The 12,464-nt window shown below is 74.5% G+C and carries 3 protein-coding genes; all 3 read right to left on the bottom strand.

The annotated features are described in order from the left end of the window. Positions 1–6 precede the first annotated feature (6 nt). Positions 7–777, bottom strand: a complete 771-nt coding sequence (locus tag ACWCXX_RS31320; RefSeq protein ID WP_451133135.1) for a thioesterase II family protein — start codon at positions 775–777, stop codon at positions 7–9. A 67-nt stretch (positions 778–844) separates the two neighbouring features. Next, on the bottom strand, positions 845–10,840 hold the full coding sequence (locus ACWCXX_RS31325; RefSeq protein WP_451133137.1) for an amino acid adenylation domain-containing protein: 9,996 nt from the start codon (positions 10,838–10,840) through the stop codon (positions 845–847). Further along, the coding region (locus tag ACWCXX_RS31330; RefSeq protein WP_451133139.1) for a condensation domain-containing protein at positions 10,840–12,464 on the bottom strand (1,625 nt) is incomplete at its 5' end. The genes ACWCXX_RS31330 and ACWCXX_RS31325, both read right to left, overlap by 1 nt.

Raw genomic sequence — 12,464 nt, forward strand, 5'->3', positions numbered from 1 at the left:
CTCCCCTCAGCCCGCGTGGGCGGGCGCACGGCCCAGCAGCCGGCCGGCCAGCGCCTCGGTCAGCTGCGCGCCGCTGTCGTTCAGATAGAAGTGGCCGCCCGGGAAGACCTTCACCTCGAACTCGCCGGTGGTGTGCTCCCGCCAGGCGTGCAGGCCGTCGACCGGGACGCGCGGGTCGCTGTCCCCGCCGAGCGCGGTCACCGGTACCGCGAGCGGCTGGTCGGGGCGGTGGCGGTGGTTCTCCCACAGGGTGAAGTCCGCCCGCAGCGTGGGCAGCAGCAGCCGCATCAGCTCCGGGTCCGTGAAGACCCCGTCGGACGTGCCGTCCAGGTCGCGCAGGGCGGCGGCGAACTCGTCGTCGGGCAGCGTGTGCAGCCGCGGCAGGTCGAAGACGTGGTCGGGCGCCGCCTGCCCGGACACGAACAGGTGCGTCGGCTGCGTCCCGCGCCTGCGCAGCGCCCGCGCCAGCTCGAACGCCAGCAGCGCGCCGCCGCTGTGCCCGAAGAAGGCGTAGGGGCCCTGGAGATAGGGGCGCAGGGCCACCGCCACCGTGCGGACCGCCATGTCCACGGACGTGGGGGACGGTTCGCCGACGCGGTCCTCGCGGCCGGCCAACTGCACGGCCACGAGTTCCACCTCGGGCGGCAGCAGGTCCGGCCACGCGGCGAACGCGCTCGCCCCTGCTCCGGCGTGCGGAAAACAGAAGAGGCGAATCTTGCGGTCCGTCCGCCGGGCGCGTCGGACAAAAGGCGTTTCTGCTATGAGCCTGTCGAGCATGACGATGACCGATCCGCCTCAACTTCGCGGGAACAACGGGAATTTCGCTTCACACTATTGAGCGGCTTTATCGCTCCCCTATTGCGGCCTTTTCCCGGCCGCATTCGAGAGCCGGGGAGATTTGCCCGGCCACGTCGCGCAGCACGGCCGCCCCGATGAGGTCGTGGTGTCCGCAGTCGAGCGCGGTGACGTTCAGCGCCCCGGCCACGTACGGCGCCCAGGCCTCCTCCAGCGCCTTGCCGCCCGCGGCCCCGCCCGAGGTGATCAGCGTGACCTCGCCCCGGTACGGAACCGGCCGGTGCGCGGTGACCACCCTGATCGTGTTGATCATGACGTCGAGGAGCCGTTCGTCGGCCTCGCCGCCCAGCACCTCGCCGACCAGGCCGAGCGCGCGGGCCCGCTGTGCGGACTCGTCGCCGCGGTCGGCGGGGTCGCCGCCCGCGTCGTCGCTCATCACGGCGAGCACATCGGCCCCGGTGAGCAGCCGCTGCTCCTCCACGGGTCCGTCCTGCGCGGGGTCGCCGGGCCGGGCGTCCATGATGGCCAGCAGACCGACCCGCTCGCCCTGCTCCTGGAGGACGGTGGCGACGGCGTGCGCGATGTTGCCGCCCGACGAGTAGCCGAGCAGGTGGTACGGGCCCTCGGGCTGGACCGCCCGTATCCGGGCGACGGCGTCCTCCGCCCACTCGGTCAGCGAGCCCGGCAGCGTGCCGGTGCCGTCGAGCCCCCGCGCCTGCAGGCCGTAGAGGCCCACGTCCTCGGGGAGCCCGCGGAGCAGACCGGCGTAGCACCAGCTCAGGCCGAGCGAGGGCGGCGTGCAGAACAGTGCCGGGCGGTCGCCGCCGCGGCGCAGTTCCACCATCGGGCCCGTGTCGGCGACGGTGTCCATGCGGGCGGCGAGCGCGGCCGGGGTGGGTGCCTCGAACAGGGCCCGCACATCGGTCGCCACGCCCAGGGCGGTGCTGATCCGGCCGGCGAGCCGCATCGCGAGGAGGGAGTGGCCGCCCAGCTCGAAGAAGTTGGCGTCGACGCCGACCCGCGGCAGGTCCAGCGCCTGCGCGAACAGTCCGCAGAGCAGTTCCTCGCGCAGGCTGCGCGGGTCCCGGCCCGTCGCCGAGAGGTCCACCTCCGGCACGGGCAGGGCCTTGCGGTCGAGCTTGCCGTTCGGGGTGAGCGGCAGCTCGTCCAGGGGCACGAGGACGGCGGGCACCATGTGCGCCGGCAGCACCTCGGCCAGGCGGGCCCGCAGTTCCCCGGCGTCGAGCCGGTGTTCCGCGGCCGGCACGGCCCAGCCGACGAGCCGGTCGGCGTGCACCGCCGCGACGGCGTGGGCGACGCCCGGCAGTTCGGCGAGCGCCGACTCGATCTCGCCCAGTTCGATGCGCAGGCCGCGCAGCTTGATCTGGGTGTCGGCCCGGCCGACGAAGACCAGCAGGCCGTCGCGGTCGTGGCGGACCAGGTCACCGGTGCGGTACATCCGCTCGCCGGGCGCGAACGGGTTGGCGACGAACCGCTCGGCGGTCAGGCCGGGGCGGCGGAGGTAGCCGCGGGCCAGGCCGGGCCCGGCGGCGTACAGCTCGCCCACCGCCCCGGGCGGGACGGGCTGGAGCCGGTGGTCGAGCACGTACACGCGGGCACCCCCGATGGGCGTGCCGATCGGGACGGGCCGCCGGTCCTTCGAGTCGTGCACCCAGGAGGCGACGTCCACGGTGGCCTCGGTCGGGCCGTACGCGTTGATCACGCGGCGGCCCTCGGCCCAGTGCGCCAGCAGCTCCGGCTGGGTGGCCTCGCCGCCGGAGACGAGCACCTCCAGGTCCGGCAGTCCGCCGCGCTCCACCCCGGCCAGCACGGACGGCGGGAGGTGGACGTGGGTGATGCGCTCGGCGGCGAGGAAGGCGCCCAGCTCGGCACCGGCGAGGGGGCCCGGCGGGATCACCAGGCAGGCGCCGGTGAGCAGCGCGAGGCACATCTCGGAGACGCTCGCGTCGAAGCTCGGCGAGATCATCTGCGCGACGCGGCTGTCCCGTCCGACGGCGTACCGCTCGGTCTGGTTGGCGGCGAGCCCGGCCAGGCCCCGGTGCGACACCACGACGCCCTTGGGGCGGCCGGTCGAACCGGAGGTGTAGATGACGTACGCGGCGTCGTCCACGTGCGGGCCGGCGTCCGGCACGGTGTCGGGCATCGCCTCGGCGGCCTCGGAGCACTCCCGCAGCGACTCGGGGGAGAGCACGCAGACCGGGCGGGTGTCGTCGAGCATGAACGCGATGCGTTCGGCCGGGTAGTTCGGGTCCACCGGCAGATAGGCGGCCCCCGCCTTCAGCGTCGCCATGAGCGCGACGACGAAGTCGGCGGACCGGGGCAGCCGCAGCGCCACGACCTCGCCGGGGCCCGCGCCCCGCTCGCGCAGCAGGTGGGCGAGCCGGCTGGACCGCCGGTCCAGCTCGGCGTAGGTGAGCGTGCGGGCACCGTCCTGCACCACCGGGTTGCCGGGGGTGGCGGCCACCTGACGGGCGAACAGTTCCGTCCAGGTCAGCGGGGCCGCGGCCGGGCCGGTGCCGTTCCACTCCTCCAGGACGCGGCGGCGCAGCTCGTCGCCGAGGACGTCGAGCCGGTCCAGCGGCTCGTCGGGGGCGGCGACGGCGGCGGCGAGCAGCCGGACCAGGCCGTCGGCGAGGTCCTGGGCGGTCTCCGGGTCGAACAGGTCGGTGGCGTAGCGCACGATGCCGGTCAGCCCGCCCGCCTCGTCCTCCTCCAGGAGGAACGCCAGATCCACCTTGGCGGACTCCGTGTCGACCTGCTCCCCGCGGACGTCGAGACCGGCGAGTTCCGGTTCGGCGGCGTCGAGGTTCTGCAGGGTGAGCATCACCTGGAACAGCGGGTGGTGGGCGAGGGACCGGGCCGGGTTCAGCACCTCGACGAGCCGCTCGAACGGCACGTCCTGGTGGGCGAACGCGGCCAGGTCGGTCTCCCGGACCCGGTCGACGAGCTGGTGCAGCGAGGGGCTGCCGGAGACGTCGGTGCGCAGCACCACGGTGTTGACGAAGAAGCCGATCAGGTCCCGGGTCGCCTCCTCGTCGCGCCCGGCGACGGCGCAGCCGAGCGGGATGTCGGTGCCGCTGCCGTACCGCGAGAGGAGCGCGGCGAGGGCCGCCTGGAGCACCATGAACACGCTGACGCGCCTGGAGCGGGCCAACTCGTCGACGGCCTTGTGCAGTTCGGGGCCGACGGTCAGGGGCGCGGTGCCGCCGCGGAGGGTGAGGGTGGCGGGGCGCGGCCGGTCGGTGGGCAGTTCCAGCAGGTCGGGCGCACCGGCGAGGGTCTCCCGCCAGAACGCGGTCTGCCGGGCGAGCACGCTGTCCGGGTCGGACTCGTCGCCCAGGACCTCCTGCTGCCACAGCGCGTGGTCGGCGTACTGCACGGGCAGCGGCGCCCACTGCGGGGCCCGGCCCTCCCGGCGGGCCGCGTAGGCGGTGCCCAGGTCCCGCAGCAGCGGGCCCATCGACCAGCCGTCGCACGCGATGTGGTGGACGAGCACCAGCAGGACGTGCTCGTCGGCGCCCCGGTGGATCAGCCAGGCGCGCACGGGCAGTTCGCGGTCGAGCGCGAAGCGGTACGAGGCGAGCTCGGCGACGTCGCCGCCCGTCACCTCCTCCAGCACGGGCGAGTCCGGGACGGTCCGCTGATGGGGCCGGCCGTCCTCGTCGCCGAAGACGCTGCGCAGGCTCTCGTGCCGGTCCACCACGTCGGCGAGGGCGGCCCGCAGGGCACCGGTGTCGACCCGGCCGGTCAGCCGCAGCGACAGCGGGACGTTGTACGTGGGCGAGGGGCCCTCGAAGCGGTACATGAACCACAGCCGGCGCTGGGCCGCGGAGAGCGGCACCCGCTCCGGGCGCGGTCGCGGGGCGAGCGGGGGCCGCGTCGGCCGCCCGTCCGGGAGGCCCGTCCCGATCCGTTCGGCGAACCCGGCCACGCTCGGCGCCTCGAACAGGGTCCGGATGCCGACGTCGACGCCGAGTTCGTCCCGGACCCGGGCGACGAGCCGGGCCGCCAGCAGGGAGTGCCCGCCGAGGTCGAAGAACGCGTCGTCGATGCCGACCGACTCCAGCCCGAGCACGTCCGCGAAGATCCGGCACAGGGCCTCCTCGCGGGCGTCGCGGGGCCCGCGGGCGGTGGTGACGGTCTCCGGGGCGGGCAGCGCGTTCCGGTCGAGCTTGCCGTTCGCGGTGAACGGGAGCCGTTCCAGGGCGACGTACGAGGAGGGCGTCATGTACTCCGGCAGCTGCTCGGCGACCTCGGCCCGGACGGTCGCGAGGTCGACGTCGGCGGGCGTCACATAGGCGACCAGTCGCTTGTCGCCCGGCCGGTCCTCGCGGACGATCACGGCCGTGTGCGTCACCTCCGGGTGGCGGCCGACGGCCGACTCCACCTCGCCCAGCTCGATGCGGAATCCGCGCAGCTTCACCTGGTGGTCGACCCGGGCGACGAACTCCAGTTCGCCGTGCCGGTTCCAGCGGCCCAGGTCGCCGCTGCGGTACATGCGCGACCCCGGGGGGCCGAACGGGTCCGCGACGAACTTCTCCGCGGTGAGGCCGCGGCGGTTGAGGTAGCCGCGGGTGACCAGGTCACCGGCGATGTACAGCTCGCCGGTCACCCCGACGGGCGCCGGGCGCAGCCGTGCGTCGAGCACGTACATCCGGGTGTTCCAGACGGGCCGGCCGATGGTGATGACACCGTTCGGCACGCCGTCGCCGGGCGCGATGCGGAATTCGGTGCAGCCGACGGTCGTCTCGGTGGGCCCGTACTCGTTGACCACGGTCACACCGGGGTGGCGGCGGCGCCACTCGTCGAGCAGCTCGCCCATCAACGACTCGCCGCCGAGGACGAGTTGTTCCGTCGGGGAGAACGCGTCCGGCAGCGACAGCAGCAGCGACAGATGGCTCGGGGTGGCCTTGACGAACGCCGGGCGTTCGGCGGGTGCCGCGCCGTCGAGGTCGACGAGCTGCACGGTGCCGCCCGCGGTCAGCGTCGCGAAGACGCCGGTGACGGTGAGGTCGAAGGAGATCGGCGAGTGGACCAGCGCACCGCGCCCGACGGAGTCGTACGCCTGCCGGGCCCAAGCCAGGTAGACGTTGAGCGACCGGTGCTCGACCACGACGCCCTTCGGGCGGCCCGTGGACCCCGACGTGAAGATGACGTACGCGGCGGAGGTGTCGGCCACGGCGGCCGGCAGTGCGACATCCGCCTCCTGCCCGGCCGTGTCGAGGGCGTCCAGGTGCAACCGGGGCCGCCCGCCGGGCAGTTCGGTGTCCGTGGTGGTCAGGACGAGGACCGGGTCGACGTCGTCGAGGACGAAGGCGAGCCGGTCGGCGGGGTGTTCGGGGTCCAGCGGCAGATAGGCCGCCCCGGCCCGGAACACGGCCAGGACCGCCACGACCAGGTCGACGGACTTCGGCAGGGCGATCGCGACGAACGTCTCGGGCCGCACCCCGCGCGCCACGAGGAGCCGGGCGAGCCGGTCGGCCCGGTCGGCGAGTTCTGCGTACGTGACGCTCTCGTCCCCGCAGACGACGGCGGTGGCGCCGGGGGTGAGCGCGGCACGGGCGGCGAACAGCTCCGGCACGGTCGTCCGGGGCACGTCGAGCCCGGGGTGGTTCCAGCCGGCCAGGACGTCGTGGCGCTCCTGACCGGACAGCACCGGCAGCTCCCCGACCGGCAGGGCGGGGTCGGCCGCCACCGCGGCGAGGATCCGCACGAACCGGTCGGCCAGGGCCTGCACGGTCTCGGCGTCGTACAGGTCCGAGGAGTACTGGATCGCACCGCGCAGCCCGTTCGGGCCGCCGTCGCCGGTGTGCTCCTCGGCGAGGAAGAACGACAGGTCGAGCTTGGCGCTGTCGGCGCCCACGTGCTCGCGGGCGACCTGGAGCCCGGCCATCTCGAAGTCGCCGTCCGCGGTGTTCGCGAACGTCAGCATCACCTGGAACAGCGGGTGGTGGGCCATCGACCGGGCCGGGTTGAGCACCTCGACGAGCCGCTCGAACGGCACGTCCTGGTGGGCGTAGGCGGCCAGGTCGGTGCTGCGGACGCGGCGCAGCAGTTCGGTGAAGGCCGGGTTCCCGGAGACGTCGGTGCGCAGCACCAGCGTGTTGACGAAGAACCCGACGAGGTCGTCCAGCGCCTCGTCGGTGCGCCCGGCGACGGCGGTGCCGAGCGGAATGTCGGTGCCGGCGCCCATCCGGGCCAGCAGGGCGGCGATCCCGGCCTGGACCACCATGAACATGCTGACCTGCTCGGACCGGGCCAGCGCGGCGAGCGCGCCGTGCACCTCGGCGGGCACGGTCAGCTCGACCACGCCGCCCGCGCTGCCGGCGACCGCGGGGCGGGACCGGTCGGCGGGCAGTTCCAGCACTTCCGGCGCCCCGTCGAGCGCGGTGCGCCAGTAGTCGAGCTGGCGGGCCATCAGGCTCTCGGGGTCGTCCTCGCCCGCGAGCAGTTCCCGCTGCCACAGGGCGAAGTCGGCGTACTGCACGGGCAGCGGCGCCCACTGCGGGGCCTCGCCCCGGCACCGGGCGGCGTACGCGGCGGCCAGGTCGTCGGCGAGCGGCGCGGTGGACCAGCCGTCACCCGCGATGTGGTGCAGGAGGAGCAGCAGGACGTGCTCCTCGGGACCGGCCTCGAAGAGGGTGACCCGCAGGGGCACCTCCTCGGCCAGGTCGAACGCGTACCCGGCCGCGGCGTCCAGCGCCTCCTGCGAGTGGGGCTCCACGCGCAGCTCGACGGCGGCGGGCAGGACCCGCTGGTACGGCGTGCCGCCGAAGTCGGGGAACACGGTGCGCAGCGCCTCGTGCCGCTCCACCACGTGGGTGAGGGCGTCCCCGAGCGCGGCCCGGTCCAGCGGGCCGGTCAGGCGCAGCACGACCGGCAGGTTGTAGGTGGCGCCGGGGCCCTCCAGCCGGTAGAGGAACCAGAGCCGCTGCTGGGCGTAGGACAGCGGGGGGTGTTCCGGCCGCTCGGCGGGGCGCACCGCGGGCCGGGCCGCCGCCGCCGTGTCCAGGCGGGCGGCGATCCCGGCGGGCGTGGGCGCCTCGAACAGCGCCCGGATCGGCAGCTCCACGCCGAAGGCGGAGCGGATCCGGCTGACCAGCCGGGTGGCGAGCAGCGAGTGCCCGCCCAGGTCGAAGAAGTCGTCGTCCACACCGGTGTGCCGGACGCCGAGCACATCGGCGAACAGCCCGCAGAGGATCTCCTGCTGCGGTGTGGCCGCGGCCCGCCCGGCAGGGGCGCCGACGGGGTCGGGCACGGGCAGCGCGTCGGTGTCGAGCTTGCCGCTGGGGGTCAGCGGCAGCGCGTCGAGGACCACGTACGCGCCGGGCACCAGCTGGTCGGGCAGGCGCGCGGACAGGTGCTCGCGGACGGTGCGGACCAGGTCGCCGCCGCCGGGTCCGGCGGGCACGAGGTAGGCGACGAGCCGCTCCCCGGAGAGGGTGACGACGGCCTGGGCGACGTCGGGGAGTTCGGCCGCGGTGGCCCGGATCTCGTCGAGTTCGACGCGGACGCCGCGGATCTTGACCTGGCGGTCGGCCCGGCCGGCGAACTGCACGGAGCCGTCGGCGTTCCACCGGGCCAGGTCGCCCGACCGGTACATCCGCGAGCCGGGCGGCCCGAACGGGTTGGCGACGAACCGCTCGGCGCTGAGGCCGGGCCGCCGCAGATAGCCGTCCGCGAGCTGCGTACCCGCGAGGTACAGCTCGCCCTCCACGCCGGGCGGGACCGGGCGCAGGGCCGCGTCGAGGACGTAGACCCGGGTGTTCCAGACGGGGAAGCCGATGGGCGCGTTGCCGGGGCGGATCTCCCGGCCGCCGTCCCAGGCGGTCACGTCGATCGTCGCCTCGGTGGGGCCGTACAGGTGGTGCAGGGGGATGTCCAGGACGTCCCGGAAGCGCCGGTGCAACTCCGCCGGCAGGGCCTCGCCGCCGCAGAAGACGCGGCGCAGCGCGGTGCATTCGGCGGTCGCCGGAGCCTCCACGAAGGCGGCCAGCACGGCGGGGATGAAGTGGACCGTCGTGACGCCCTCGGCCCGGATCAGCTCGGCGAGGTAGTCGGGGTCCCGGTGGCCGTCGGGCCTGGCCACCACCATCGTGGCGCCTTCCAGCAGGGGCCAGAAGAACTCCCACACGGACACGTCGAAGCTGGTCGGGGTCTTCTGCAGGACCCGGTCGTCGGCGGCCAGGGGGAACGCGCGCTGCATGCCGTCCAGCCGGTTCACGACGGCGGTGTGCGGCACGACGACGCCCTTGGGCCGCCCCGTCGAACCAGAGGTGTACATGACGTACGCGGCGTCGTCCGGGCGCAGCGGGCGGAGCCGGTCCGCGTCGGTGAGCGGGGCGTCCTCCCGGGCCGTCGCCCCGGCGCTGTCGAGGACGCAGATCGGCGCGGCGTCGTCCAGCATGAACGCGATCCGGTCGGCCGGGTAGCCCACGTCGACCGGGAGGTACGCGGCCCCCGTCTTCACGATCGCGAGCAGCCCGACGACGAGGTCCACCGAGCGCGGCATGGCGAGGGCCACCAGCCGGCCGGGACCCGCGCCCCGCGCGACGAGGTCGCGGGCCAGCCGGTTCGCCCGTGCGTGCAGCTCGCGGTAGGTGACCTCCTCGCCCTCGAAGACCACCGCGACCCGGTCCGGGGCGCGGCCGGCCCAGACCTCCAGCAGGTCGGGCAGGACGGCCGCGGGCAGGTCGAGGTCGGTGGCGTTCCACTCCTCGACGACCTGCCGCCGCTCCTCGGGCAGGGTGGCCTCGATCCGGCCCACCGGACGGTCCGGGTCGGCGGCGACGGTCTCCAGGACGCGCAGGAAGCGCGCGGCGATCGCCTCGCCCTGCGCCCGGTCGAACGCCTCGGGCCGGATGTCGAGCCGGGCGACGAGGCGGTCCCCGGCGATGCCGGTGATCAGGCTCAGCGGGTAGTGGGTCGCCCCGCCCCCGTCGATGTCGGTGATGTCGAGCGGGCCGTCCGGACCGCCCTCCTCCAGGGGGTAGTTCTCGAAGACGAGGATCGAGTCGAACAGCTCGCCGTGCCCCGCCTCGCGCTGGATCTCGGCGAGACTGACGTGATGGTGGTCGAGCAGGTCGCCCTGGCGGCGCTGGAGGGCACCGAACGCGTCGGCGACCGGCGCCGACGGGTCGAGGGCGACCCGGACCGGCACCGTGTTGATGAACAGGCCGATCATGTCCTCGACCCCGGGCAGCCCCGCCGGGCGCCCGGACACCGTGGTGCCGAACACCACGTCGGTGCGGCCCGCGAGCTGCCCGACCACGATCGCCCACGCGCCCTGCACCAGGGAGTTGAGGGTCAGGCCGCGCTCGGCGGCCGTCCGCACCAGCCGGGCGGTGACCTCCGGCGACAGCGCCGCGGCGATCCGCTCCGGCAGCACCGTCCCGGCGGTGGCCCCCGGCGCCACGAGGGTCGGCCCGTCGACCCCGGCGAGCGCCTCCCGCCAGGCGTTCCTGGCCGCCTCGCCGTCCTGCTGCCCCAGCCAGCGCAGGTAGTCCCGGTACGGGGTGACCCGGGGCAGTCCGTCGGTGCGGCCCCCCGCCTCGTACACGGCGAGGAGTTCCCGCACGAGCAGGGGAGCGGACCAGCCGTCCAGCAGGATGTGGTGGTTCGTCAGGACGAGCCGGTGGTCGCCGGGGCCGAGGTGGACCAGGCTGAACCGGATCAGCGGCGGCCGTCCCAGGTCGAACCGGGTGGCCCGGTCCTCCGTCAGGAAGGCGTCCAACTCATCTGCCGTCAGCGTCAGTTCGGCCCATCCCGGCGCCACGCTCCGCGGAATGATCTGCATCGGCCGGCCGCTGGCCCGCATGCGGAAACCCGCCCGCAGGTTGGCGTGCCGCTGCATGACCGCCTCGGCGCTGCGTCGCAGCAGCTCCGCGTCGACCGCGCCGGACAGCTCCAGCACCAGCTGGGTGTTGTACACGTCCACGGCCGTCTCGTCGTAGAGGGCGTGGAACAGCAGCCCCTCCTGCAACGGTGTCAGCGGCAGTACGTCCTCAAGGCGTGAACGCTTCATCACCAGTCCCCCAGTTCAGCCTCAAGGCTGTCGATCTCGCTCTGTGTCAGGTCGTCGCTCAGGTCGGACGGAGTCAGCCCGACCGTGTCCGGCCGCTCGTCGGCGAGCTCCGTCAGCGCGGCACGCCACGCCTCCGCCAGCTCCCGCACCGCGGACTCGCCGAGCAGGCCCGGCGCCCACGTCCAGGTCGCCACGAGTTGCGGACGGTCCTCGTGGGTCTCGGTCACCGCGGTGATCTCGACCGCGTGTGTCATCGGCATCTCCGGAGAACGCGGCGCCGGAACCGGCCCGTCCACCGTCTGCCAGTCGCCGTCCGCGCCGTCGCCGCCGCCCGCGACGAACCGGCCCAGGTAGTTGAAGCCGATCTGCGGGGTCACGGCGAGCCCCGGCTCGTCGCCCAGGTGACGCAGCACGCCGTATCCGATACCGGTGTCCGGGAAGGCCCGCAGCTGCTCCTTGACCTGCTTGAGCCCGTCGGTCGGCGTACGGCCCTGCGCGTCCAGCCGCACCGGGTAGAGGCTGGTGAACCAGCCCACCGTCCGCGAGGTGTCCACGCCGTCGGCGATGTGCTCGCGTCCGTGGCCTTCGAGGTCCACCAGGACGGGCCCGGCGCCGCGCCGCTCGGCGACGGCCCTGGCGAGCCCGTACAGCAGGGCGTCGGTGACCGTGCCGTTCACGCTGGCCGGGACGGTGCCGAGCAGGGCCTCGGTGACGTCCGCCGGAAGGGACAGCTCCAACTGCCGTGCGGTACCGGCCGTGTCGATGGCCGGGTCCAGTCGGCGGGTGCCCAGCAGCGGGTCCGGTGTCGCGGCGATCTCCCGCCACACCGGCAGCTCGGCCCGCCGGTCCGCCGCGTGGAGGAGGCCGGCCCAGGTCCGGTACGAGGTGATGACCGGGGCCGGTTCGGGGGTCCGTCCGGCGGCCGTCGCCTCGTACGCGGCGGCCAGGTCGGGCAGCAGGATCTGCCACGACACGGCGTCCACCGCGAGGTGGTGCAGCACCACCAGCAGCGTGCCCGGACGGTCGGGTCCCGCGTCGTACCAGACGAACCGCGCGAGGTCGCCGTCCGTCGGGGACAGCTCCCGTCGTGCCGCCTCGGCGACGCGGGCCGCCTCGACGTCTCCGGGGTCGGTGTTCCGGGCGTCGACCCGGTGGACCGAGGCCCGGACGGCTCCGCGTTCCCGCACCTCGTACGTGCCGTCCGGCAGGTGCCGGAGCCGCAGCATGTCGTGGTGGTCCAGCAGGGACTGGACCGCGCCGACGAGCGCCTGCTCGTCGAGCCCGGCCGGTACCCGCACGGCCATCGACTGGTTGAAGCCGTCGGTCTCGGTGAAGCCCTCCAGCCAGCGCATGATCGGGGTGGCCGGGATCTCACCGATACCGGCGTCCGGCTCCTCCACCGTCGTCGGCACGGCTTCGGCGACCGCGGCCAGCCCGGCGGGCGTGCCCTCCCGGAAGATGTCCCGCGCCGCGACGACCAGACCGGCCGTACGGGCCCGGCTGACCACCTGGACGGACAGGATGCTGTCGCCGCCGAGGTCGAAGAAGTTGTCGTCGACGCCGACGGTGTCGAGGCCGAGGACGTCCGCGAAGATCTGGCACAGGACCTCTTCCCAGGCGTTGG

This window comes from Streptomyces sp. NPDC001732, assembly GCF_053596315.1.

What these genes read in the sequence shown, in the direction of transcription:
- ACWCXX_RS31320 (WP_451133135.1), bottom strand. Translation starts at nt 777, where the DNA reads ATGCTCGACAGGCTCATAGCAGAAACGCCTTTTGTCCGACGCGCCCGG.
- ACWCXX_RS31325 (WP_451133137.1), bottom strand. Translation starts at nt 10,840, where the DNA reads ATGAAGCGTTCACGCCTTGAGGACGTACTGCCGCTGACACCGTTGCAG.